This is a genomic window from Nonomuraea purpurea, assembly GCF_042650645.1.
Lineage (GTDB): Bacteria > Actinomycetota > Actinomycetes > Streptosporangiales > Streptosporangiaceae > Nonomuraea > Nonomuraea purpurea.
This window is the reverse complement of the sequence record NZ_JBHSBI010000005.1, coordinates 13585-35853: the sequence shown is the minus strand read 5'-3', so window position 1 is coordinate 35853 and position 22269 is coordinate 13585. Positions and strand designations below refer to the sequence as shown.

Below are 22269 nucleotides of genomic sequence, written 5' to 3'. Positions count from 1 at the left end.
CCCCCTTCCATCCGACGTCCCGTGCAAACGCTACCGCGCGAAGGAGAACCCGCCTCACGACCCGCTTTCCGGATCCTCCCTGAGCACCTGGGCCGCCTTGCGGCAGGCCGCCAGCGCCGCGCGCGCGTACCCGGGCGTGGCCCCTGCCAGCCCGCACGCGGGGGTCAGCGTGACCTGCGCGGCCAGCCGGTCGGGCGCGAACCCGAGCCGCCGCCACAGCTCCAGCGCGGGCTTGGCCACCACGCCGGGGCCGGGCAGCCGGGTGTCGGTGCCGGGCACGACCCCCAGGAAGAACGCCAGGCCCGCCTCGACGGCCTCGCCGAGCGCGTCCTCGTCCCTGCGCCGCAGCAGCGCGGCGTCCACGGAAACCCCGCGCACCCCGGCCCGCCGCAGCAGGTCGAACGGCGCCGACGGCGCGCAGCAGTGGACGATCGGGGCCTCGAACGAGCGCAGCGACTCCTCCACCCGCCACTCCTCGACGGCGGCCAGCCGCCCGAACCCGGAGGCCGTCGGCACGGTCCCGGCCAAAACCCCGGGCAGCCCGGGCTCGTCGAGCTGCAGCACGATCTCCGTCACGCCGGGCAGCCGCCGCCGCACCTCGGCGCAGTGGTCGGCCACGCCCTGGGCCAGGGAGGCGACGAGGTCGCGTACGGCGCCCACGTCGGAGAGCATCTTGTCGCCGTGCTTGAGCTCGATCGCCCCCGCCAGCGTCCATGGCCCGCAGACCTGCAGCTTCAGCGGCCCGGCGTAGTCGTGGCCGATCTCCTCCAGCCCGTCCAGATCCCGCCGCAGATGATCGACGGCCCGCTGGTGGTCGCGCCCCGGCCGGTCGGCCAGCCGCCACCCGGAGGGTTGCACTTCGACGGGCAGATCGACGAGCAGCCCGGCCGTCCTGCCCACCATGTCGGCCCCGACGCCCCTGCCGGGCAACTCGGGCAGATACGGCAGCCCGGGCGCCTCCCCGAACACAACCCTGATCGCTTCAAGGTGATCCTCGCCCGGATGCGCGCCGATCCCAGTCGCTTCCCACGTAGACATGGGGACAAGCGTAGGCTCTGGCGAATGGAGCTCACCAAATACACTCACGCGTGCGTACGCCTGGAGAAGAACGGCAAGGTCCTGGTGATCGACCCGGGCTCGTTCACCGACGAGCCGGTGCTGGACGGCGCCGACGCCGTGCTCATCACCCACGAGCATTTCGACCATGTGGACGTCGCCAAGCTCAAGGCGGCCTCGCCCGATCTGGAGGTCTGGACGTGCGAGGGCGTCGCCGCTCAGCTCGCCGACGTGCCGGCCAAGATCCAGGTGGTCCGCCACGGCGACGACTTCGAGACGGCCGGTTTCCGGGTGCGGGCGTTCGGCGAGTGGCACGCCAAGAACCACCCCGACCAGCCCATCGTCCAGAATGTCGGGTTTTTGGTCGACGATGAGGTCTTCTACCCGGGTGACGCCCTGACCGTCCCGGAGGCGGAGGTGCCCACCCTGTTGGTCCCGACCGGGGCGCCGTGGCTGAAGCTCATGGAGATTGTTGAATATCTCCGTACGATCCGGCCGGCACGGGCGTACTCCACCCACGACGGTCTTTACAGCGACATCGGGCTGCGTTTGGTCGACAACTGGCTGAAGATGGAGGCGGACCGGCAGAACGCCGACATGCGCCGCCTCCAGATCGGCGAGCCGATCACCCTCAGCTAGCCGAGACGATCGTCGCCGAGCCGACGACCGTGGCCCCCGAGTAAAGGACGGCGGCCTGGCCGGCCGCGACCCCCGTGGCCGGGCGGTCGAGGTCGATGCGCAGGCCGCCCTCGGCCTCGGCGTAGCGGCAGCCGTAGACCTCGCCGTGCGCCCGAAGCTGGACGGTCAGCTCGCCATCGGCGGACGGGCCGTTCCAGACGGGGCTGCCGCACGTGATCGAGGTGACCTCCAGCGCCGAGCGCGGGCCGATCGTGACCGTGTTGGACACCGGCTCGATCGACAACACGTAACGCGGCCGGCCGTCGGCGGCGGGACGGTCGATGTGCAGGCCCTTGCGCTGGCCGATCGTGAACCCGTGGGCGCCCTGATGGCTGCCGACGACCGCGCCGCCCTGGTCGACGATGGGCCCCTCGGCCGCGCCGAGCCGCTTGGCCAGGAAGCCGCGCGTGTCGCCGTCGGCGATGAAGCAGATGTCGTGGCTGTCGGGCTTGTCGGCGACCGTCAGGCCGCGCCTGGCGGCCTCCGCGCGCACCTCGACCTTGGTCGAGTCGCCCAGCGGGAAGATCGCGTGGCCGAGCTGCTCGCGGGTCAGCACGCCGAGCACGTAGGACTGATCCTTGCCCTGGTCGACGCTCCTGGACAGGACACCGTCGACCAGCCTGGCGTGGTGGCCGGTGGCGACCGCGTCGAAGCCGAGGGCCAGCGCCCGGTCGAGCACCGCCGCGAACTTGATCTTCTCGTTGCACCGCAGGCACGGGTTGGGCGTGCGGCCCGCCGCGTACTCGGCCACGAAGTCTTCGACCACGTCGCGCTGGAAACGCTCGGCCATGTCCCAGATGTAGAACGGGATGCCGATCACGTCGGCGGCGCGGCGCGCATCGCGAGAGTCCTCGATCGTGCAGCAGCCCCTGGCTCCCGTGCGGTGGGATTGGGGGTTGGCCGACAACGCGAGGTGCACACCAGTGACGTCGTGACCGGCCTCGGCGATCCGGGCAGCGGCCACGGCGGAGTCGACGCCGCCCGACATGGCGGCAAGCACACGCAGTCCCATGACCTTTCCAGCGTACTGTCCGGCGGGGAGTGCACGACCATGGCGCCGGTCTGGGAGTATCGGGCCATGCGACTGTTCGGGCGCAAGGACGCACAGGAAGACGAGGCCGGCGACGGCATAGCCGAGTTCTGGACGTGGTGGCAGGAAACCAGGCCACGGCTCGACTCGATGGTGGCCGGCGGCGCGGCCGAGGGGCTGGAGGAGCTGCTCGCCCCCGCCGTGGCCGCGATCCACTCCGACCTGGTCTGGGAGGTGGCTCCCGGCAGGAACGCGGCGCACGCCCTGGTGGTGACGGCCGCGGGCGACGCGGAGCTGCGCTCGCTCGCGCACCGCTGGGCCATGGCGGCGCCCGAATCCGACATGCTGTGGGAGTTCCATCCCTCGCGGCGGGCCAATCCGCAGGCGCTGGAGCTCACGCTGGACGTCGGCGGCTACGAGTTCGCGCTCGACAAGCTGATGTTCGGCCTGCGGGTGCCGCGCGACCAGCCCAGGGTCGACGTGTCCGCCTACCATCCGATCTTCGGCGAGCTCGACGACGAGACCAGGATGGAAGCCACGCTGCTGGCCCTCGACTGGCTGCTCGGCGAGGACGACGTGGCCAGGTGGGTGGGCGAGATCACGCCGGCCACGTTCCAGCCGATCGACGCCGTGGCCGCCGTGCACCTGCCCGCCGTGGTGGCCGACCTGGCCTCCGGCTACCAGGATGAGGAGTGGGTGCTGCTCGAAGGCCAGACCGGCAGCGGCGCGCCGCTCGTCGCCACGGCCCGTCACCCCCTGCGCCCGGTCGACTACCCGCTCTTCGACCAGCACATCGCGATCACGCTCCCGTACGCCCACCGCGACGAGAACGGCCTGCCCGTCGGCGACTCGCTGACGGCGCTGCGCGACTTCGAGGAGCGGCTGGCGGCCCGCCTGCTCAAGCTGCGCGGCGACGCCGTGCTGGCCGCGCACCTGAGCGCCGAGGGGCACCGGATCATCCACGTGTACGCCGACCCGACAGGCGATGCCGCGATCCACGCCAAGGAGCTGATCGTGAGCTGGGAGGAGGGCGAGCCGCGCGTGGACGTGGCCACCGACCCCTCGTGGTCGGCCGTGCTGGCCTTCCTCAGCTGAGCCCGGCCCTGCGGGCCCGCTCGACGGCCGCGGGGAGCACCTCGATCAGGCGGTCGACGTCGTCGCGGGTCGAGGTGTGCCCCAGCGTGAACCTGAGCGACCCGCGCGCCGCCGCCTCCTGCGCCCCCATGGCCAAAAGCACGTGGGACGGCTGCGACACACCCGCCGAGCAGGCCGAGCCCGTCGAGCACTCCACGCCCTTGGCGTCGAGCAGCATGAGCAGGGCGTCTCCTTCGCAGCCGGGGAAGGAGAAGTGGGCGTTGCCGGGCAGCCGGTCTTCCGGGTCGCCGTTGAGCACGACGCCGGGCACGGCCTGGCGGACACGCTGGATGAGCTCGTCGCGCAGCGACGTCAGGCGGCGGGCCAGGGCCTGTTGCTCCTTGACCGCGGCGCTGACGGCGGCGGCCAGGCCGGCGATGGCGGGCGCGTCGAGCGTGCCGGAGCGGACGTCGCGCTCCTGACCCCCGCCGTGCTGCACCGACACCGGCGTCAGCCCTCTGGCCAGCAGCAGCGCGCCGACCCCCATGGGGCCGCCGACCTTGTGCCCGGTCAGCGTGAGCGCGTCGACCCCCGAGCCGGCGAACGACACGGGCAACTGCCCCACGGCCTGGACGGCGTCGGTGTGGAACGGGATGCCGTGATCATGGGCGATGGCGGCCAGCACGTGGACGGGCTGGACGGTGCCGACCTCGTTGTTGGCCCACATGACGCTGACCATGGCGACACCGTCGGGGTCGCGCTCGACGGCGGCCCGCAGCGTGTCGGGGTGGACCCGGCCGAGCTCGTCGACCTCCAGCAGCTCGACCTCCGCGCCCTGGCTGTCGGCCAGCCAGTGGGTGGGGTCGAGCGCGGCGTGGTGCTCGACCGAGCTGATCAGGACCCGCCGCCTCGGCCGGCGCGCCCAGTAGAGGCCCTTGATGGCGAGGTTGTCGGCCTCGGTGCCGCCGGAGGTGAAGACGACCTCGCTCGGACGGGCGCCCAACGCGTCGGCGATCGTCTCGCGTGACTCCTCGACGACCCTGCGTGCCCGGCGGCCGGCCGCGTGCAGCGAGGAGGCGTTGCCGACCTGTTTGAGCTGTTCCGTCATGGCCTCGATTGCTTCGGGCAGCATGGGCGTGGTCGCCGCATGGTCAAGGTAGGCCGACGGTCTGGTCACGCCATCAGGGTATCTCGTTTGCGACTGTACCGTCCGGACGGTACAGTCGACGCATGCGAAAGGACGAGTTGTTGGACGCGGCGGAGGAGCTCCTCTGCGACCAGGGCTCGGCCGCGCTCACCCTGGCCGCCGTAGCCGACCGCGCCGGCGTGAGCAAGGGTGGGCTCCTGTATCACTACGGCTCCAAAGAAGCCCTGATCAAGGGCATGGTGGAGCGGTTGATCGACGATTTCGACGAGCTGGTGTCCACCCAGCCCGGCCAGACCTACACCGAGCGCTACCTCGGCGCCACGCTGGCCGCCGTCCGGTCGGGCAGGCTGCGACGATGGGCGGTCGTCACGGGGGCGTCCGGCAACCTCTTCCTGCTCGCGCCGCTGCGTGAGGCGATGGCCCGATGGCACCGCGAGGAGCTGGGCGAGGAGCCCGACCCTCGGGCGTCCCAGATCGTCCGGCTCGCCTGCGAGGGGCTGTGGGACGTGGCCAGCCACGATCCCGAGCTCAACAGCGAGGACGATCTCCAGGAGCTGGAGAGCCGCATGAAAGCGCTGCTCAAACCGCGGCCCTCCTGACCTTCCTCCGACTGAATCACCGCCACGTCCCGGCCCTCTGACTGGCCGGGGCGTCGTGCTGTCCCCGCCCTCCCCCTGAACCCTCTACACCTCCGCGCTGCCGCACTGCGGCACTGCGGCGGGCTGAGTGCGCCCGATTTATCACGAAATATCGCAATACGCGAGAACACGAAAGGTAGATGCCCTATGACCCGCGAGCTGAGGAACGCGCGCCACGGCGCGGTCCTCACCTTCGTCCTTGCCGGCCTGATGGTGGGCACGATGACCGTGCGCATCCCCGCCCTGACCGACAAACTCGGCCTGTCCGAGGCCACGGTGGGCTCGATCCTGCTGGCATGGGGCCTGGGAGCTCTGGTGACCATGCAGTCCATGCGGCGCGTCATGGCGCGCGTGGGCAGCCGCGCGGTCCTGCGGGTCGGCGGCCCGCTCACGGCGATCGGCCTGCTAACCGTGGCCTTCGCCCCCAACCTCCCGGTGCTGCTGGCGGCCGTGGTGCTCTTCGGCATGGCCTTCGGCATGGTCGACATCGCCATGAACGCCCAGGGGTCGACGGTCGAGCAGGCGCACGGACGTCCGCTGATGAACGGCATGCACGCGGGCTGGTGCGTCGGCGCCATCACCGCGGGCGCGCTGGGCAGCCTGGCGATCGCGGCCGGCCTGTCGTTCACCGCCAACGTGGCGCTGATCGGCCTGGTCTCGCTGCCGGTCATGGCCCTGATCGGCCGCACGTACCTGAACGAGCCCCCGGCGGCGCCGACCGCGACGGCGGCCCGGCGGCGCATGCCGACGATCGTCTACCTGCTCGGCGCGATCATGTTCTTCGCCTTCATGGTCGAGGGCGTGGTGGCCGACTGGAACGGCCTGTACCTGCGCGACGAGCTCGGCGCCCCGGAGGCGCTGGCGGCGCTCGGCTACCCGGTGTTCGAGGTGGGCATGCTGGTCGCCAGGCTGACCGGCGACCGGCTGCGGGAGCGGTTCGGGGTGCGCGGCATGCTGACGGTCTCCGGCGTGGCGACGGCGGGGTTCTTCGCGGTCGTGCTGGCGGCGCCGACGGCCCTGGTGGCGGTGCTGGCGATGTTCTTCGTCGGGCTCGGCGTGGCCACGATCTCGCCGCTGACGCTGTCGCTGGCCGGCACCGCGACCGACTCCCCCGGACCCGCGATCGCCCAGGCGGGCGCCATGGGGTACGCGGGCCTGCTCCTCGGGCCCGTGGCGATCGGCTTCGTGTCGGACGCCACATCGCTGCGTACCGCGCTCGGCGTCGGCGTCCTGCTGGGCGTGCTGATCGCGCTGGCCTCCCGGCTCCTCCCCCGCCCCGGCCCGGCCGAGGTCACCCCGCTGCCCGCCAGGGAGGCGACCGACATCGCGGCCTGAGATAGATCTTGAGCGGAACGTGCCCTTCGATACGGTCTTCGCCCAGGAGGCGCTTCGCGCGAAAGGTCTCAGGCTGTGTCGTTTGGGGGGCGCGGCCCCCCAAACCCCCGGCTCTACAAGCGCGGTCCTCGCGGAGGGGGCGCTTCGCGCTTGGGAGCTCGGGCTGCGACATTGGGGGGCACAGCCCCCCAAACCCCCGCCGAAAAGCCGCTTCGCCGACTCGTCAGGCGAGTACCTCCCTCAAATCTGCTTTGTCCGACCGGGCCAGGTTGGGCTGGCCCTCTTCGCCGTCCGATTATCTGAGCTCGCCTTATCGGAGGTGGCCCATCAGAAGGGCGGTCCACTGCGCGTCTGCCACCTTGGCGGGCCACGGGTCGCTCACCCTGATCACGTCCGTTTCCTGCTCGCGGAGCGTCCAGCGGATGAACCGCAGGCCGCCCGCCTGGCGCAGTTCGTAGAAGCTGCCCGTGCAATCGCACGTCCATCTGAGAACTCGCCCGTCGAACAGCCACCGGTCCGGAGCGGTCCAGTTCAGGCGCTCGCAATGCGACGTCGGCGGACTGACGTGAGGGCTCAGGCAGCGCGGCGGCCTGTCGCCCCGGCTGATCCACCCGGCCCCTCCTGCCTCCCCGGTCGGCGGCGTCACACCTCCACCTCGCAGGCCGGCACGGCGAAAGCACCGTCCGGCGTGTCCTCCGCAGTGAACACCTCGGCCCAGACCACGGTCCCGCCGAAGGGCTCCTGGCCGATTCCCCACCGCGCCGACACCTGCTCCACCAGCCACAGACCACGCCCATGACAGTCCCCGACGCCAGCCTTACGGGGCCGAGGAACGGTCAACGCCCCCTCGTCGATCACCTCGATACGGGCCAGCGCGTCACCGATCGCTGCCACCCCCACGACGATCAAGCCGCCCGGCCGCGCCGATCGCGTGTGCACGACGGCGTTGCCCGCCAACTCGCCTGCCACCAGTTGCGCATCGTCCACACTCCGGTGCCCCGCCGCCGTCAGCACCTGCCCGACGAAACGCCGCAGCAGCGGCACCGAACATTCCACTCCCGGGACCACCATCTCCGCGAGAAACCGTTCGCTCACCGCGTCACCTTCCAGATCCGGATGCCGGAGTCGCCGACGTCCGCCCGTTGATGAATGTGCGGCCCCTGCAAGCGGGTCAAGCAGGGGCCGCACGCCCTGGCATGGCGGCAGCCGTCATCCCGCGACGGCATCACCAGGGCAGGATCGACCGGCCGAGGGGGAAGGACCCCGGCCAGCCGTAAGGCCTTACGTCAACGGCTCTGCCTAGCCGTCCGACAGCCGGTCTCGCTCTCCGCCGTCACTGGAACTCCGTGGGGACGTCCCCGTGAATGGCCAGGTACTGACTCCGGTAAAGCCGTTCGATCCGCAGCGCCGCCGTCTCCACCGCCGTGGCCGGACACGAGGTGTACCTCCACCGCGACCGCTCATCCAGGCCGTTCACGCACCAGCGGAAGCGCCAGCCCTCCGCCACGCACTCGCACCACACCGTCAGCCCCACCGACCAGATCCCCACCAGCGCGATCCCCTCGCACGCTGAGATGCGGGACTCGATGCCGAGATGCCGCAGATGGTCCGCCATCTGACGGGCCAGGCCTTCCGCCGGGCACGATGCGCTTCCAGTCGGCGCACTGTGGAGCCAGCCATGCATTTCCCTGCCTCTCCTAACAGATCAATTCGAGCCACCTTTTGGCGGTGGAACGCGATGAACTGAACCCGATGTGAGTTCCGCCATCCAGGAGTAGCGTGACCAGTGCAAAGAGCCAGTTCTAGGGGCTAGCTGGTGACCAGGAGTTCCTGTTGTTGACCTACGAGGGTCAACAACGGTCAATGCAGGTCAGGGCGGTGGGCGCTTTATGGGCACACGGTTTGGCGAGATATTGCGGGAAATGCGGGGCAACATGCCGGTGCGCGCACTCGCAGCTCACGCGCATATTTCCCCCAGCTATGTGACAAAACTGGAGAAGGGGGTAAAACTCCCGACGCCGGAGACTGCCGCCTCTATAGACCAAAGATTGAACGCTGGCGGCAGGCTCATCGATGCTCTTGATGAGGATGTGACTCAAGGGCGAGATGCAGAGTTTTGTACGCTTTCCAGCGAGATGCATCACACGCATACTCTTAACCAAAGAGACCTGTATCGCGCAAGCAGGGAGCAAGCCACGGAACGCCGCCGACTACTCCAAATAGCCGCCGGGCTCGGAGCGCTGGGACCGGCCGAGGCCCTCCGCCAGCTCATCGACCTCAGCATCCCCGTCTCGCGATCAGTCGAGGACTGGGAGCTGGCGTGCGCGGACCACCTTCACGCCATACGCAATCGCCCACCAGCGCAAGCACAGCACGACCTGCACATCGATCTCCTAGCCGCATTGCGTCAGGCGAAGCAGATCACCGCGCAGTTCGGGCCGGATCACCCCCAGGCCGGTGACATGTATCGAGTGCTGGCCGCGCTGTCCACTCTGAACGCCAACGTGCTGACGCGGTTGGGGAAGTACGGGGAGGCGCTGCGCTGGTGGAGCACGGCTCGACGGCAAGCCGACGTATCCCGTGACCTGCATCTCCAGTTGGGGGTCCGCGCGACCGAAGCCGGGATCGGCCTCGGCAGTGGACAGCGCGCCCCCGAAACCGTCCTACGCCTGGTGGAGAGTGCGGACAGGATCGTGCATCAGGCACCACACACCTACGGGGCGGCCTTGATTGACGTCGTGCGGGCTCGAACCCTGAGCATGCTCGGTCGCCACGTCGAGGCAGGAGACGTGCTCGACGGTATCCGCGACCGGCTGGAGACGGGCGGCCTGCCAGTCAGCATCATGCCCGAGTACTGGCGACATGGGCAGCTCACCTATGCGCAGCTGTGGGTGTCTGCGGGCGCGGGGCGAGAAGAACAAACGGCCGAGGCACACGCTCGGGTGTTGGCCATCAGCGGGGACTATCAGTACACCGCCAACGCGCAGCTGCTTACGGCGCTGTGCCTGGTGGTGAGCGGCGGTGTGGACCGGGGTGTGCAGCAGGCGACCGCCGTCTTGGACGGCATCGAACCGACCTACCGGACGAACGCCATCGCACAAACCACACGCATGGTTTTGCGGGCGGTGCCGTTGGATCAACGGGACCGGCCGATAGTTGGGGATCTGCGGTCCCTGCTGACCATTGAGCAAGGCAAGTCGTGACGCCCCTGCCCAGCAAAAGGGCAGGGGCGTCACGGAGACCTCCGCTCTTCTCGGCTCTCGTCAAGGCTGGAAGGCTGGGAGCCAAGCTCGCACAGAGGAAGTACTCCCGAGTTGCGTGATCGGGCCGTGCAGAGGGTGTTCGAGTTATGCGGCGTGGGTGTCGGTGCCACGCAGGATGTACAGGTCATCGCCGAACACGGCCGAGATCTGGAGCTGCCCACCGAGGGCCCGCACGTAGCGGGCGATGGCCTCCACGGTGGACACTTCACCGCGTTCGACCTGGGAGACCCGGCTCTTAGTGGCTCCCATCAGGTCAGCGACCTCGGCCTGTGACAGGCCCAGGCTCTTGCGCCGTTCGGCCAGCCGGTATCCATCGATGTAGGCCTGATTACGCCGCCGGGCCTCAGCCACGACCTCCTCACCGCCGGAGGTGGTCACGATGTCGGCACGGACGTCGCTCCACTTGGGAAAATTCGTCATCGGTCCTTCTCCTCCGCCTCGCGTTCGGTCAGGTACTCCGCTCCCCCACCCCAGAAGTGTGGCAAATCCTTTACTTGGAGAAGCGTCACAACGCCGAATTCGAGGAGACGTGGCGCTAGGTCTGCGAGGCCGTCCAGCACACGAGGAGTTCATCCGCACCATTGAGGAAGGAGAGGTGGCGTGCTCACCTGCGGCCAGCGCCGCCGACATCGCGGCCTGAGACCATCAGGGCATGGACCTTGACAGGAACGTGCCCTTCGACGTCGAGGCATACGTCGCCCGCGTACGATCGTCCCCCTGCTTCATCTGCGCCATCGTGGCCGGCGACCCCGCCTACACCCTGGAGCAGATCGTCTACGAGGACGACCGCCACCTCGCCTTCCTGGCCCGCTACCCCACCATGCCCGGCTACCTGCTGGTCAGCCCGAAGCAGCACATCGAACACGCCGTACGCGACCTCGACGAGGACGCCTACCTCGACCTGATGCGCGTGGTCAGGAAGGTCACGCTGGCCGTGGAGTCGGTCGTCCCGTCGGAACGCACGTACCTGCTCTCACTCGGCAGCCAGCAGGGCAACGCCCACCTGCACTGGCACATCGCCCCGCTCCCACCGGGCACCCCGTACGAACGGCAGCAGTTCCACGCGCTCATGTCCGAGCACGGCGTGATCCCCTGGACGCAGGCACAGGCCGAGGACCTGGCCGCCCGCGTCCGGCAGGCACTGGCGTAGCGGCTGATCCGGACAGGCTTCTGATCGGCGTTCACAACTTCGCGGCCGAGTCGCCGCGAGCGGGCGAAGAGGCACAGCGGCCGAGCGCTCGGGCCACCACTGAACTCCCAGGACGAACCAATCCAATTTTGGACGCATCCAAATATGTACGCCACCCCCGGCGAAACTCACTACTCCGGAAGGAACCCGATGCGAGTCCTCCCCCTCCTGGCTGCGGGCGCCACTTTGTTCGCCGCCCCACTCCCCGCGCAGGCCGCCACCGGCTCGGCCACCGGCCTGACCCAGGTAGCAAGCTCGAGCGCCCAGCGCGCGGCCGCCGCCTGGCCCTCCTGTGTGAAAGCCACCCGCACCAAGCTGAACAACAAGGGTTGGTCCGATCCCAAGTGGCAGGTCCGGGTGGAGAACCGCTGCGCCCGCACGACCAAGTACGCCATCGTGCGCGACCGGCAGTCCGACTTCGGCTATGTTTCGGTCGCCTCAGGCAAGTCCCACTATCGCAACATCGGCAAGTACTCCTTCGGGCACAGCGCCTCCGAGCCGGATGGCGTGAAGATCTACTACCGGGGCACCCGCTACACGAAGCGCTTCTGAGTCAAGGGCGGCCAGCACGAGCAACCTCTGCCGAGGCGCCCGTAAACCGGCCGCCGTGAACAACGGCCCGCCGACGACGATCGCCAACGCGTACCCGGAGATCAACGAACCCGCGACCGGGATGGACACCTTGAGCCCGCTTGCGATCGCGGGCAGCAGACCCGCGATCACGAAGGCACTCGCCGCCAGTGCCATCAGCGCGACGCGTGGCACCGCGCCGGCCTGTCGCGCCGGCGCGGCCGCGGCCGTGGTCATGCGGCGCGCAGATGGGCCACCGCGGCGGCGATGCGCGCCAGCCGGCCTCCCTGAAATCGTGCGGCCACCAGCAGTTCTTTACTCGGCTCGCCCTCACCGGAGATGTTGCTCAGCCCGTAGGGGTTGCCGCCTGCCGCGTGGATGATGTCGTAGTCGACATAACCGGTGGGGACGATGATCGAGCCCCAGTGGTAGGCCACGTTGTACACAGACAGCAGCGTGGACTCCTGCCCGCCATGCCGTTCGCCCGTGCTGGTGAACGCGGTGAACGGCTTGCCGGCGAGATGACCGGCTTCCCAGATGCCTCCCGTCGTGTCGAGGAAGGTCTTGAGCTGCGCGGCGATGCTGCCAAAGCGAGTCGGGGTGCCGAAGCCGTAGCCGTCGGCCCAGATCAGGTCGTCGAGGGTGGCGACCGGCACGTTCGTGGTCGCGTCGAGGTGCGCCCGCCAGTCGGGGTTGCGATCGATCGCCCGGTCCGGGGCCGTCTCCGCAGCCCGTAACAGGCGCACCTCGGCACCGGCCTCCTCCGCGCCCTCAGCCAGGGCCTTGGCCGTGGCGTACACGTTGCCGGTCGCCGAGTAGTAGATGACCGCGATGCGCGAGATCATGACCGCGCCTCCCCGCTGCCGTAGGGACGAGTGATCACTTCGAGGTTGTGCCCGTCCGGGTCGGCGAAGTACATGCCACGGCCACCGTCATTTCTGTTTATCGTGCCCGCCTCTTTGTGACCGGGGTCGGCGTAGAACGTGATGTCCCGGGCTCGCAATCGGTCCCAGACGGCGTCGAACTCCGCCTCCGAGACCAGGAATGCGTAGTGCTGTGAGAGCACCGGCCCGTCGGTGGCGAAGAAGTCCAGGCTGACGCCATTGGACGTCTCGACCACCGCAAAGGGGCCGAACGCCGAAGGCTGCGGCAGCCCCAGCACCTCGGCGAGGAAGGCCGCCGATCGTTCCTTGTCACGCGCCGCGACCACCGTGTGGTTGAACTCGATTGCCATATGGCCTCCAAATGAATTGGCTGGACAAGCCATATCTTCGGCAGTTCGGGTAAGGCCGATCAAGAACAGATCTCTTCTTCCACCGGGTAGCCTGGCTACATGATCGAGGGAATAGAACTGCGGGAAATCCGCACATTCCTTGCGGTCGCCGATGAGTTGCACTTCGGGCGGGCGGCGGAGCGGGTCGGACTCACGTCCTCACGGGTGAGCCAGACCATCCGTTCCATGGAATCGCGTATCGGTGGCGCCTTGTTCGACCGCACCAGCCGCCGCGTCACTCTGACCCCACTGGGCCGGCAGCTTCGCGACCACCTGCAGCCGGCGCACGACGCTCTCGCGGCGGCGCTCACATCAGCGCGTGAGATGGCCCGTGGCGTGGCGGGAACGATTCACCTGGGAATGTTCGACCCGCCGATATACGGCGGCCCGCACCTCACTGTTATCATCCGCACCTTCGAGACCCGCTACCCGGATTGCACGGTGGTCGTGCGCGACATCCCGTTCGAGGCGCAACTCGACTGGCTGCGATCCGGCGCAGGGGACGCGCTCGTCATCCGCCTGCCCAACACCGCCTCGGACCTGACCGTCGGCCCCATCATGACCGACGAAAAACGGGTGCTCGCGATAACCGCAGACCACCCCCTCGCCCGCCGTGGCCAGGCGGACGCCGAAGACCTCGGCGACCTCACGATGATCGACATCGCCACCGTCCCGCGTGAGCTGATGAACGCCTTCCTCCCGCCCCACACCCCGTCAGGACGACTGATCCCACGCCACGAGGTGCACCGCCTGACCGAGGTCCTCCCTCTCGTCGCCCTCGGAACGGCCGCGCACGCCACCGTAGGCTCCTTCGCCGAGCACTACCGCTACCCGGGCGTGGCCTACATCCCCATCACAGGACTCCCCCGCTCATGTAGCGCACTCGCCTGGCTCACCAGAAGAACCACGGCCCGCGTCATCGCCCTGGCGCAGACCGCCGAAACCGTCCTCACCGCCATGCGGACCCGCGATTGACCCGCCCGCCCCGGGACGCTTTTGGCGAAGGCTTGGACGGCGATGATGATCACGGCGGGCCTGGTGGTCTACGCTGACCTGATCAACCCGCTCACGCTCACCCGCTGAGGCCCGCCATGCAAGAACTGGAGCAGTTGCGCGAGCTCTGCCTGGCCCTGCCGGAGACCACGGAACGGCTCAGTCACGGCGAACCCACGTGGTTCGTCAGGGACAAGAAGACGTTCGTGATGTTCGCCGACCATCACCATGACGACCGGCTGGCGTTCTGGTGCGCGGCCGCTCCCGGCGTGCAGGAGGAGCTCGTGCTGGAAGACCCTGAGCGGTTCTTCCGGCCGCCGTATGTGGGGCATCGCGGGTGGGTCGGCGTCTATCTGGACGTTCCCAGCCTCGACTGGGACGAGGTGGGCGAGATCGTGATCGACGCCTACCGGCAGATCGCCCCCAAGACACTCGTCGCCCGCCTCCCATGAGCGCTGCCTCGGTGCCGGGATACATCACCTGACAGCCACGCCCGCCGGCACCGAATCCCTCTGAGAGTTCTCTGTGGGTTTGCCCGTCCCGCCACCACACTCCCACGTGACGGCGGCACCGCTCACAGAGAACTCACAGAAGCGCTCAGAACACCCCCAACCCACCGCCCCACGCTGGACCACATGATCCAGCTCAACGGACTGACCAAACGCCACGGCGACGTCCTGGCCGTGGACGATCTCACCTTCACGGTCCGGCCCGGCCTCGTCACCGGCTTCCTGGGCCCGAACGGCGCAGGCAAGACGACGACCATGCGCATGATCCTCGGCCTCGACCTGCCCACCTCCGGCACCGCCACCATCAACGGCCGCTCGCACCGCGAGCTCCTGCACCCGCTGCGCACGGTGGGCTCGCTGCTGGAGGCGCAGGCCGTGCATCCGCGCCGCAGCGCCCGCAAGCACCTGCTCTACCTGGCCCAGAGCAACGATCTGCCGGCCGGCCGCGTCAGCGAGGTGCTCAACCTGGTGGGGCTCTCGGACGTGGCGGACAAGAAGGCGGGCGGGTTCTCGCTGGGGATGAGCCAGCGGCTGGGCATCGCCGCGGCCCTGCTCGGGGATCCGCCGGTGCTGCTGCTCGACGAGCCGGTCAACGGTCTGGACCCCGAGGGCGTCCTGTGGATTCGTACGCTCATCCGCGGCCTGGCGGCCGAGGGGCGTACGGTGCTGCTCTCCAGCCACCTGATGAATGAGATGGCGTTGACCGCGGACCGCCTGGTGGTGATCGGCAAGGGCCGGCTCATCGCGGAGGGGGAGATCGGCGAGTTCACCGAGGCGGGGGCGGCGGTGATCGTGCGTACGCCGGAGACCTCCTTCGCCCGCCGGCTGGAGCTGTCCGGCGCCCTGGTGGAGGTGGGGATCGATGGCGAGCTGCTGGTCACGGGCATGAGCGCGCCGGACGTCGGAAGGCTGGCGGCGGCCGAGGGCGTGCCGTTGTGGGAGCTGACGCCGCACCGCCCGTCGCTGGAAGAGGCGTTCATGAGGCTCACCCGCGACAGCGTCGAGTTCGGAGCGGCACGATGATCGAGATGGGCACGCTGCGTGCGGAGTGGACCAAGTTCAGCAGCATCAGGGCCACCATGGTGCTGTCCCTGGCGGCCGTGGCCGTGTCGGCGCTGCTCGGGTGGATGTTCAGCAGCTCGGCGGCCGGGGAGTACGCCACGGCCACACCGCAGGAGCGGCTGGACTTCCAGCCGCTGGACATGAGCATGCGCGGGCTGTTCATCGTCCAACTGCTGATCGCGGCGCTGGGCGTGCTGGTCGCCTCCTCCGAGTACGGGTCGGGCACGATGCGGGCCAGCGTCGCCGCCGTGGGCAGGCGGGGCCGGCTGCTGGTGGCCAAGGCCGGTATGACCGTGCTGACGGCGCTGCCGGTCAGCGTGGCCTCGGTGTGGCTGATGTACACGACCGGTCAGACCACGCTGGCCTCGGGCGGGGCGCCGTACCTGATGCCGGGCGATCCCGCCGTCCTGCGCATACTGCTGCTCGCGCCGCTGGTGCTCACGCTGCTGGCGCTGTTCGGGCTGACGCTGGGCTTCCTGCTGCGTGGCACGGCCGCCGCCGTGAACGTCAGCACCGCCTTCCTCCTGACTCCCGTCATGTCCGGCGCGGCCCCGGGATTCTTCCGCGAGCTGATGTCCACGTACTGGCCGAGCATGGCTGCCTTCCGGTCCGTCTCCGGCGCCTCCGAACTGCCACTTTGGGCGGGGTTCGGGCTGCTCATCGGATTCGTGGCGGTCATGCAGATTGCCGCGCTCGTCCGGTTCAAAAATCGCGACGCCTGATTACGCTGGACTCGGGAGGTGGCTGGTGTTGGGCGAGCGGCTGCTCGTGGTCGACGACGAGCCCACGGTCAAAGAGCTGCTGTCGGCGACGCTGCGGTTCGCGGGCTTCACCGTGAGCTCGGCCGAGAACGGTGAACAGGCGCTGGAGTCGGCCCGGCGCGATCCGCCCGACCTGGTCCTGCTCGATGTCATGCTGCCCGACCTGGACGGCTTCGAGGTCATCAGGCGGCTGCGCGACCTGCCCAGAGGCGGCGGCCGCCCGGGGCCCGTGCCCGTGCTCTTCCTGACGGCGCGCGACACCAGGGCCGACAAGATCAACGGGCTCCGGCTGGGCGGCGACGACTACGTGACCAAGCCGTTCGACCTGGAGGAACTGCTCGCCCGCATCAGAGCCATCCTCCGGCGGACGGGCGGGGTCCCCGACGTGCTGGTGGTCGGCGACCTCGAAGTCGACCCCGACGGCCACCAGGTGACCAGGGCGGGCCGTCCGGTACGCCTGTCGCCGACGGAGTTCAGGCTGCTGCTCCACCTGGCGCTCAACGCCGGCCGCGTGCTGTCCAAGGCGCAGATCCTGGAGCACGTCTGGCGCTACGACTTCGCGGGCGACACCAGCATCGTCGACACCTACGTCAGCTATCTGCGGCGCAAGCTCGACACCGCAGAACCCAAGCTGATCCACACCGTCCACGGCGTCGGCTACGTCCTGCGCAAACCCAAACCATGATCAGGCGGCTGTCGCTGCGCGCGCGGCTGCTCGCCATCACGGTCGCGCTGCTCGTCGTGGGCCTCGTGGTGATCAGCTCGGTCCTGGTACGCCAGCTCGAAACCCAGCTCCTGGCCCGCGTGGACGCGCAACTGGCGCCGCTGGGCAAGGCGGTCGCCGCCATCCCGCCCGACTTCCTCACCAGGATGCGGGAGGTGAACAGGACGTCCTCGGCCCTGGGCGAGCTCGACCTGATCGTACGGAGCTACGCGGCGTACCTGTCGGCCGACGGGACGGTGATCAGGGAGCTGCGCGACGCTCAGGGGCCCACGCTGCCCAGGCTCGACACCGCCGCCGTCGCCGAGCGGGAGGGCCGGCCGTTCACGGTGAGCGGGGCGGACGGCGAACAGTGGCGCGCGGTGGCACTCCCACGGGCGGGGACGAGCTCTGGGGGATATTCGGGCGTCGTCGCGGCCGTGTCGCTCGACGGCATGAACTCCACCCTCGACCGGGTCCGCACGGCCTCCCTCGTTGGGGGCTCGGTGCTGCTCGCCGTACTCGCACTGGCAGGCGGGATCGCGATCAAGGCCGGGCTCGCGCCGCTACGCCGCGTGGAGGAGACCGCGGCGGCCATCGCGGACGGCGACCTGACCAGGCGCGTGCCCGAGCTCGCGACGCCGAACACCGAGGTCGGACGGCTGGCCCGCTCGCTCAACAAGATGCTCGCCCAGATCGAGCAGGGGGTCACGGCGCGGGTGGAGTCGGAGGCTCGCATGCGCCGCTTCGTGGCCGACGTCAGCCACGAGCTGCGTACCCCGCTGTTCGGCATCAAGGGCTTCTCGGACCTGTACCGCATGGGCGGCACGGAGGCCGAACCCGCGCTGGCCCGCATCGAGAGCGAGTCCGGACGTCTGGCGCGGCTGGTGGACGACCTGCTGCTGCTGGCGGGTCTCGACGAGAGCGACTCTCCCGGTCTCGACCTCACCCCCATGGATCTCCGCACGCTGGCCGCCGACGCCAGACACGACTTCACCGCGCTCGACCCGTCCCGCCCGATCGCCTTCACCGGCCCCTCCGGCGGGGCGGCAGGCAGCGCACCGGTGCTGGGGGACGAGGCCAGGCTGCGACAGGTGGTCAGCAACCTCGTCGGCAACGCCGTCACCCACACACCCTCCGGCACACCGGTCAGGATCGGTGTGGGGACTGATGGAGCGGAGGCCGTGCTGGTCATCGAGGACTCAGGTCCCGGGCTCAGTGATGAGGAGGCGGAGCGGGTGTTCGACCGCTTCTACCGGGCGGACGGCTCACGCTCCAGTGCTACGGGAGGGGCGGGATTGGGGCTGGCCATCGTCCGCTCCATCGTCACCGCCCACGGGGGCCGCGTGGAGCTGCGCTCGTCAGCCGGTCAGGGAGCGGCCTTCCTGATCCGGCTCCCCGCACTCGACCAGCCGCCAGACGAGCGGTGAACGCCAGCCGTCCCGGCGGGAGCGGAAAGCCAGGCCCTGTAGCGCAACATTTCTCGATATAGCCGACAAATTCGTTTCTTGGTAGCTAGGGTGCTGAGATCGTCGCACTCGTCCCTGGAGCCACTCTCGTCATGTCGAATGTCGAACCGCTCCAGCAGGGCGACCCCCCGGGGGTCGGCGCGTACCGTCTGATCGGCCGGCTGGGCCAGGGCGGGCAGGGTGTCGTCTACCTCGGCCAAGCAGGTGACGGCAGACCGGTGGCGGTCAAGGTGCTGCGGACCAGGGACGAGCGGCTGGCCAAGGAGATCGACGCCGCCCGCCGGGTCGAGCCGTTCTGCATCGCCCAGGTGCTGGACGCCTCGCTGGACGGCCTGCCGTACATCGTCACCGAATACGTCCAAGGTCCCTCGCTCCAGGAGGCCGGCCGCCACCAGGGCGCCGACCTGCAACGGCTGGCGGTGGCCACGGCCACCGCGCTGGCCGCCATCCACCGCGCCGGCGTGGTACACCGGGACTTCAAACCCGGCAACGTCCTGCTCGGCCCGGACGGCCCGCGGGTCATCGACTTCGGCATCGCCCGCACGATGGACCAGGCCCAAACGGCCACCAGCAGCATCGTCGGCACCCCCGCCTACATGGCGCCCGAGCAACTCGCCGGCGAGCCGATCGGCCCGGCAACCGACGTGTTCGCCTGGGCCTCGGTGATCGTCTTCGCCGCCACGGGTTCGCCGCCGTTCGGCCAGGACTCGCTGCCCGCGGTGATCAACCGCATCCTGCACAACGCACCCCAGCTCGCCGACCTCCCGCAACCGCTGCGCGGCATCGCCTTGCAGTGCCTGGCCAAGAATCCCGCCGATCGGCCGACGATGCAGGATGTGATGTTGCGCCTGCTGGGCGGTGGGGCAGCGGCGACCGGCGAATCGTGGCCGGCGACCGCCTCACGCCGCCGGCGGCCCGCGCCGGGCCGGCGCAAGGCGGTGGTGGCCATGGCCGGAGCGGTCGCCATCGCCGCAATCGCCTCCACCGCGACGCTCGCGATGTCCTCCGGCAGCCCAAGCCCGACCCCGTCCGCCCTGGCCCAGCCGGTCACCACGAAACCCGAGACCACAACACCCAAGGCCACGAAAACCAAGGCCAAGCAGCCTTCCACGACGAAACCCGCGACCAAGAAGCCCGCAACGCGACCACCGGCGGACAAACCCACGACGCGACGGTCGGCGGACAGGCCCACCACGCAACGGCCGACCAGCCGGCCGCCCGTGAGAACCACACCCAAGCCCGCGGCCAAGCCGAACATCCGGATCCTGTCGGTGGAGGCGATCGGGAATCTGCACCCGCCCTCCACGTGCCTCTACGGCGCCACGTTGATCAAGGCCATGGTGGAGGGATCGCCGGGCATCGACTTCAAGTACTCCTGGGTCCTGGACGGCAAGGTCGTACAGACCTCCCAGTGGGAAACGCGTGAAAGCGCCACGCAACTGCCGCAATACGGGCCCATCATGGAGCTCGGGAGGCACCGGGTCGTGCTGAGGATCACCTCGCCCATCAGCATCCAGCGCAGCGTCACCTTCGAGAGCTGCGACGACGACAACTGATGCATCCTCTGGCTCCGGGAGATCCGGAATTCGTGGGCCGGTATCGGCTCCTGTCCCGGCTGGGCGAGGGCGGCCAGGGCGTGGTCTACCTGGGCCAGGCCCCGGAGGGGCGGCGGGTGGCGGTCAAGGTGCTGCGGAACGGGGACGAGCGGCTGGCCAAGGAGATCGACGCCGCCCGCCGGGTCGAGCCGTTCTGCATCGCCCAGGTACTGGACGCCTCCCTCGGAGGTGTGCCGTACATCGTCACCGAATACATCCAAGGCCCCTCGCTCCAGGAGGCCGGCCGCCACCAGGGCGCCGACCTGCAACGGCTGGCGGTCGCCACGGCCACCGCACTGGCCGCCATCCACCGCGCCGGCGTGGTACACCGGGACTTCAAGCCCGGCAACGTCCTGCTCGGCCCGGGCGGCCCGCGTGTGATCGACTTCGGCATCGCCCGTGCCACCGACACCTCGCTCACCCTCACCAGCAGCATCGTCGGCACCCCCGCCTACATGGCGCCCGAGCAGCTCGCCGGTGCGCCGGTGGGGACACCGGCCGACGTGTTCGCGTGGGCCGGTGTGATCGTCTTCGCCGCGACGGGCACGCCGCCGTTCGGCAACGACGCCATGCCGGCAGTGATCAAGCGTGTCCTGAACGACGAGCCGTACGCAGGCGACCTGGCCCCACCGCTGCGCGAGATCGTATTCGACTGTCTGGCCAAAAACCCGGCGGACCGGCCTGACATGGAAGAGGTCCTGCTCCGCCTGCTGGGCGGCGCGGCGCCCACGCGCCCGAGGCGGCGGAACAAGACTCAGCCCGCACGGCAGGGCGGCAAGCGACTGCTGGTTCTGCCGATCATCGGGGGCGCCACGGTCACGGCCCTGGCCACCGCGGCGGTGGTGTGGTGGTGGCCGCCATCGACGGCACAAATCATCACGGCTCAGCCGAACTCATCCCCTCACCCGAGTTCGTCCCCGACCCCGACTCCCACCCCGACTCCCACACCGACGAGGAAGAAGACCAAGAAACCGAGCCCTGCCTCCACAGCGAAGCCGACCCCGACGGCTGAGCCCAAGCCGACAGCGAAGTCCACAGGCCAGACATCGACCGCCCCCAAGCGCACGCAGACCACGTCAAAGCCCAGGACCGGCGGTGGAGTCAGCGTGTCGATCCACATGCAGGGAGCCAAGCTGAGTCAGGGATGCTGGAGCAGCGGAACGACCGTCTACGCCGTGCTCAAGCCCACCGGTGGGTCCGTCGACTACACCTACCGGTGGATCGTCAACGGCGTCGACAGGGGACGCAGCCCTGCGCTTCCGCTGAGCTCGACGCAGAGGCACTACGGGCCCCAGGGGTTGGACTCACCGAGCCGGAACCGGATCGTCTTCAAGCTGCTGACCCCGCAGCAGGTGCAGCGATCAGTGGCCTTCGAGATCTGCCCGCCCTTCACCACCCAGTGAGCGCGGCGGCCATGAAAGCGCGTGTCAGCGGTCGAACCAGCGTCCCGCCGAGGGGGTGAGCAGCGTGATGACGATCGCCAGCGGGAGGAACACGCTCGGGGCGAGCAGTTTGATCCCGCCGAGATCACCGTCGATCGCGGCCATGGCGAGATAGCCGCCGCCCGCGACCACCGCGACGGCGATGGAGCCCCAGCGCACAAACTTCCCGGTCGCCGGCATGCGCTCGGCCTGGATGACCTCCGTCACACGACCATTCTGCTACATGGCGGGCTGTCCCGTTCTTCGGAACCGGTCCCGCGGCGGTGAAAGGGGGCCCGGATCCGCTGTTGGCGGGGCGATCCAGTGGGTAGCTCCATCTGGTCTCGTGTCGATGCAGCAACTCGGTTGCCGGTTCCATGGACCGCGACCCGAAGGGACGGATGTGTGGCCAGTAGGGCAGGTGTGCAAGCGACGGCGCAGGTCGCCGGAGGTTGTCCGGGAGATGCTCAGCCGCCCGCCGGACAGCGACTCGGTATGTCCCTAGG

25 protein-coding genes are annotated in these 22269 nt (G+C 69.4%); 15 read left to right on the top strand and 10 right to left on the bottom strand.

Features of this window, described 5'->3' with window-relative positions; genetic code table 11:
* Positions 1-54: 54 nt before the first annotated feature.
* Entirely contained in the window at positions 55-1038 is a 984-nt protein-coding gene (locus tag ACFOY2_RS11370; RefSeq protein ID WP_357808940.1) for a methionine synthase, read from the bottom strand.
* Between the two features lie 24 nt (positions 1039-1062).
* Between ACFOY2_RS11370 and ACFOY2_RS11365 the strand changes: the two genes are divergently transcribed.
* Positions 1063-1695, top strand: coding sequence for an MBL fold metallo-hydrolase (locus ACFOY2_RS11365; RefSeq protein ID WP_379527933.1), 633 nt, complete (start codon positions 1063-1065; stop codon positions 1693-1695).
* Here the strand turns inward: ACFOY2_RS11365 and mnmA are convergent.
* Positions 1688-2746 carry a tRNA 2-thiouridine(34) synthase MnmA gene (mnmA, locus tag ACFOY2_RS11360; protein ID WP_379527932.1) on the bottom strand — a complete coding sequence of 353 codons (1059 nt, stop codon included), beginning with the start codon at positions 2744-2746 and terminating at the stop codon, positions 1688-1690. The two genes, ACFOY2_RS11365 and mnmA, sit on opposite strands and share 8 nt — an antisense overlap.
* 39 nt (positions 2747-2785) lie before the next feature.
* Here mnmA and ACFOY2_RS11355 point away from each other — a divergent pair, with 39 nt between their 5' ends.
* On the top strand, positions 2786-3859 hold the full coding sequence (locus tag ACFOY2_RS11355; protein ID WP_379527931.1) for a DUF695 domain-containing protein: 1074 nt from the start codon (positions 2786-2788) through the stop codon (positions 3857-3859).
* On the opposite strand, the gene ACFOY2_RS11350 is transcribed toward ACFOY2_RS11355, so the two are convergent.
* The gene (locus ACFOY2_RS11350) at positions 3852-5015 is read right to left on the bottom strand and encodes a cysteine desulfurase family protein (RefSeq protein ID WP_379527930.1); all 1164 of its coding nucleotides are present in this window, start codon (positions 5013-5015) and stop codon (positions 3852-3854) included. The genes ACFOY2_RS11355 and ACFOY2_RS11350 overlap by 8 nt on opposite strands.
* A 53-nt stretch (positions 5016-5068) precedes the next feature.
* Here ACFOY2_RS11350 and ACFOY2_RS11345 point away from each other — a divergent pair, with 53 nt between their 5' ends.
* Both ACFOY2_RS11345 and ACFOY2_RS11340 read left to right on the top strand, forming a co-directional pair.
* On the top strand, positions 5069-5584 hold the full coding sequence (locus ACFOY2_RS11345) for a TetR/AcrR family transcriptional regulator (protein WP_379527929.1): 516 nt from the start codon (positions 5069-5071) through the stop codon (positions 5582-5584).
* 186 nt (positions 5585-5770) lie between these two features.
* Complete coding sequence (locus tag ACFOY2_RS11340; protein ID WP_379527928.1) at positions 5771-6958, top strand: MFS transporter; 1188 nt, start codon at positions 5771-5773, stop codon at positions 6956-6958.
* A gap of 310 nt (positions 6959-7268) precedes the next feature.
* Here the strand turns inward: ACFOY2_RS11340 and ACFOY2_RS11335 are convergent, their stop codons facing one another.
* The 3 genes from ACFOY2_RS11335 to ACFOY2_RS11325 form a co-directional block, all read right to left on the bottom strand.
* Complete coding sequence (locus tag ACFOY2_RS11335) at positions 7269-7604, bottom strand: hypothetical protein (RefSeq protein WP_379527927.1); 336 nt, start codon at positions 7602-7604, stop codon at positions 7269-7271.
* Entirely contained in the window at positions 7601-8053 is a 453-nt protein-coding gene (locus ACFOY2_RS11330) for an ATP-binding protein (protein ID WP_379527926.1), read from the bottom strand. Before ACFOY2_RS11330 ends, ACFOY2_RS11335 begins: the two co-directional genes overlap by 4 nt.
* A gap of 238 nt (positions 8054-8291) precedes the next feature.
* Positions 8292-8573 carry a hypothetical protein gene (locus ACFOY2_RS11325; protein WP_379527925.1) on the bottom strand — a complete coding sequence of 94 codons (282 nt, stop codon included), beginning with the start codon at positions 8571-8573 and terminating at the stop codon, positions 8292-8294.
* A 274-nt stretch (positions 8574-8847) separates the two neighbouring features.
* Between ACFOY2_RS11325 and ACFOY2_RS11320 the strand changes: the two genes are divergently transcribed.
* Positions 8848-10161: a helix-turn-helix domain-containing protein gene (locus ACFOY2_RS11320; RefSeq protein ID WP_379527924.1), complete on the top strand. Its 1314-nt coding sequence runs from the start codon at positions 8848-8850 to the stop codon at positions 10159-10161.
* Between the two features lie 144 nt (positions 10162-10305).
* On the opposite strand, the gene ACFOY2_RS11315 is transcribed toward ACFOY2_RS11320, so the two are convergent.
* Positions 10306-10641 carry a helix-turn-helix domain-containing protein gene (locus tag ACFOY2_RS11315; protein ID WP_379527923.1) on the bottom strand — a complete coding sequence of 112 codons (336 nt, stop codon included), beginning with the start codon at positions 10639-10641 and terminating at the stop codon, positions 10306-10308.
* Positions 10642-10873: 232 nt separating this feature from the next.
* Between ACFOY2_RS11315 and ACFOY2_RS11310 the strand changes: the two genes are divergently transcribed.
* Together ACFOY2_RS11310 and ACFOY2_RS11305 are read left to right on the top strand one after the other, a co-directional pair.
* Positions 10874-11371: an HIT family protein gene (locus ACFOY2_RS11310; protein WP_379527922.1), complete on the top strand. Its 498-nt coding sequence runs from the start codon at positions 10874-10876 to the stop codon at positions 11369-11371.
* A gap of 189 nt (positions 11372-11560) precedes the next feature.
* Complete coding sequence (locus ACFOY2_RS11305; RefSeq protein ID WP_379527921.1) at positions 11561-11962, top strand: hypothetical protein; 402 nt, start codon at positions 11561-11563, stop codon at positions 11960-11962.
* Between the two features lie 251 nt (positions 11963-12213).
* Here the strand turns inward: ACFOY2_RS11305 and wrbA are convergent, their stop codons facing one another.
* Positions 12214-12825, bottom strand: a complete 612-nt coding sequence (wrbA, locus tag ACFOY2_RS11300) for an NAD(P)H:quinone oxidoreductase (protein WP_379527920.1) — start codon at positions 12823-12825, stop codon at positions 12214-12216.
* Positions 12822-13214 carry a VOC family protein gene (locus tag ACFOY2_RS11295; RefSeq protein ID WP_379527919.1) on the bottom strand — a complete coding sequence of 131 codons (393 nt, stop codon included), beginning with the start codon at positions 13212-13214 and terminating at the stop codon, positions 12822-12824. Before ACFOY2_RS11295 ends, wrbA begins: the two co-directional genes overlap by 4 nt.
* A 99-nt stretch (positions 13215-13313) precedes the next feature.
* On the opposite strand from ACFOY2_RS11295, the gene ACFOY2_RS11290 reads away from it, so the two are divergent.
* From ACFOY2_RS11290 to ACFOY2_RS11255, 8 genes are all read left to right on the top strand, one after another.
* Complete coding sequence (locus ACFOY2_RS11290; protein ID WP_379527918.1) at positions 13314-14228, top strand: LysR family transcriptional regulator; 915 nt, start codon at positions 13314-13316, stop codon at positions 14226-14228.
* A 116-nt stretch (positions 14229-14344) separates the two neighbouring features.
* Complete coding sequence (locus tag ACFOY2_RS11285; RefSeq protein ID WP_379527917.1) at positions 14345-14698, top strand: MmcQ/YjbR family DNA-binding protein; 354 nt, start codon at positions 14345-14347, stop codon at positions 14696-14698.
* A 183-nt stretch (positions 14699-14881) separates the two neighbouring features.
* On the top strand, positions 14882-15778 hold the full coding sequence (locus ACFOY2_RS11280) for an ABC transporter ATP-binding protein (RefSeq protein WP_379527916.1): 897 nt from the start codon (positions 14882-14884) through the stop codon (positions 15776-15778).
* 5 nt (positions 15779-15783) lie between these two features.
* A complete protein-coding gene (locus ACFOY2_RS11275) occupies positions 15784-16539 on the top strand; it encodes a hypothetical protein (RefSeq protein ID WP_379527915.1) in 756 nt (251 codons plus the stop codon).
* 25 nt (positions 16540-16564) lie between these two features.
* The gene (locus ACFOY2_RS11270; protein WP_379527914.1) at positions 16565-17263 is read left to right on the top strand and encodes a response regulator transcription factor; all 699 of its coding nucleotides are present in this window, start codon (positions 16565-16567) and stop codon (positions 17261-17263) included.
* Positions 17260-18708 carry a sensor histidine kinase gene (locus ACFOY2_RS11265; RefSeq protein WP_379527913.1) on the top strand — a complete coding sequence of 483 codons (1449 nt, stop codon included), beginning with the start codon at positions 17260-17262 and terminating at the stop codon, positions 18706-18708. The genes ACFOY2_RS11270 and ACFOY2_RS11265 overlap by 4 nt, the downstream gene beginning before the upstream one ends.
* Before the next feature lie 131 nt (positions 18709-18839).
* Entirely contained in the window at positions 18840-20303 is a 1464-nt protein-coding gene (locus ACFOY2_RS11260; protein WP_379527912.1) for a protein kinase domain-containing protein, read from the top strand.
* Positions 20303-21745 carry a serine/threonine-protein kinase gene (locus tag ACFOY2_RS11255; RefSeq protein ID WP_379527911.1) on the top strand — a complete coding sequence of 481 codons (1443 nt, stop codon included), beginning with the start codon at positions 20303-20305 and terminating at the stop codon, positions 21743-21745. The genes ACFOY2_RS11260 and ACFOY2_RS11255 overlap by 1 nt, the downstream gene beginning before the upstream one ends.
* Before the next feature lie 24 nt (positions 21746-21769).
* On the opposite strand, the gene ACFOY2_RS11250 is transcribed toward ACFOY2_RS11255, so the two are convergent.
* Entirely contained in the window at positions 21770-21991 is a 222-nt protein-coding gene (locus ACFOY2_RS11250; protein WP_379527910.1) for a hypothetical protein, read from the bottom strand.
* Between the last annotated feature and the right edge of the window lie 278 nt (positions 21992-22269).

Excerpts from the sequence above, each read along its gene's own strand:
- ACFOY2_RS11305 (WP_379527921.1), top strand. The coding sequence starts at position 11,561 with ATGCGAGTCCTCCCCCTCCTGGCTGCGGGCGCCACTTTGTTCGCCGCC.
- ACFOY2_RS11285 (WP_379527917.1), top strand. The coding sequence starts at position 14,345 with ATGCAAGAACTGGAGCAGTTGCGCGAGCTCTGCCTGGCCCTGCCGGAG.
- mnmA (WP_379527932.1), bottom strand. The coding sequence starts at position 2,746 with ATGGGACTGCGTGTGCTTGCCGCCATGTCGGGCGGCGTCGACTCCGCC.
- ACFOY2_RS11255 (WP_379527911.1), top strand. The coding sequence starts at position 20,303 with ATGCATCCTCTGGCTCCGGGAGATCCGGAATTCGTGGGCCGGTATCGG.
- ACFOY2_RS11315 (WP_379527923.1), bottom strand. The coding sequence starts at position 10,641 with ATGACGAATTTTCCCAAGTGGAGCGACGTCCGTGCCGACATCGTGACC.
- ACFOY2_RS11325 (WP_379527925.1), bottom strand. The coding sequence starts at position 8,573 with ATGGCGGACCATCTGCGGCATCTCGGCATCGAGTCCCGCATCTCAGCG.
- ACFOY2_RS11275 (WP_379527915.1), top strand. The coding sequence starts at position 15,784 with ATGGGCACGCTGCGTGCGGAGTGGACCAAGTTCAGCAGCATCAGGGCC.
- ACFOY2_RS11365 (WP_379527933.1), top strand. The coding sequence starts at position 1,063 with ATGGAGCTCACCAAATACACTCACGCGTGCGTACGCCTGGAGAAGAAC.
- ACFOY2_RS11265 (WP_379527913.1), top strand. The coding sequence starts at position 17,260 with ATGATCAGGCGGCTGTCGCTGCGCGCGCGGCTGCTCGCCATCACGGTC.
- ACFOY2_RS11260 (WP_379527912.1), top strand. The coding sequence starts at position 18,840 with ATGTCGAATGTCGAACCGCTCCAGCAGGGCGACCCCCCGGGGGTCGGC.
- ACFOY2_RS11320 (WP_379527924.1), top strand. The coding sequence starts at position 8,848 with ATGGGCACACGGTTTGGCGAGATATTGCGGGAAATGCGGGGCAACATG.
- ACFOY2_RS11295 (WP_379527919.1), bottom strand. The coding sequence starts at position 13,214 with ATGGCAATCGAGTTCAACCACACGGTGGTCGCGGCGCGTGACAAGGAA.
- ACFOY2_RS11310 (WP_379527922.1), top strand. The coding sequence starts at position 10,874 with ATGGACCTTGACAGGAACGTGCCCTTCGACGTCGAGGCATACGTCGCC.
- ACFOY2_RS11355 (WP_379527931.1), top strand. The coding sequence starts at position 2,786 with ATGGCGCCGGTCTGGGAGTATCGGGCCATGCGACTGTTCGGGCGCAAG.
- ACFOY2_RS11290 (WP_379527918.1), top strand. The coding sequence starts at position 13,314 with ATGATCGAGGGAATAGAACTGCGGGAAATCCGCACATTCCTTGCGGTC.
- wrbA (WP_379527920.1), bottom strand. The coding sequence starts at position 12,825 with ATGATCTCGCGCATCGCGGTCATCTACTACTCGGCGACCGGCAACGTG.
- ACFOY2_RS11280 (WP_379527916.1), top strand. The coding sequence starts at position 14,882 with ATGATCCAGCTCAACGGACTGACCAAACGCCACGGCGACGTCCTGGCC.
- ACFOY2_RS11345 (WP_379527929.1), top strand. The coding sequence starts at position 5,069 with ATGCGAAAGGACGAGTTGTTGGACGCGGCGGAGGAGCTCCTCTGCGAC.
- ACFOY2_RS11340 (WP_379527928.1), top strand. The coding sequence starts at position 5,771 with ATGACCCGCGAGCTGAGGAACGCGCGCCACGGCGCGGTCCTCACCTTC.
- ACFOY2_RS11370 (WP_357808940.1), bottom strand. The coding sequence starts at position 1,038 with ATGTCTACGTGGGAAGCGACTGGGATCGGCGCGCATCCGGGCGAGGAT.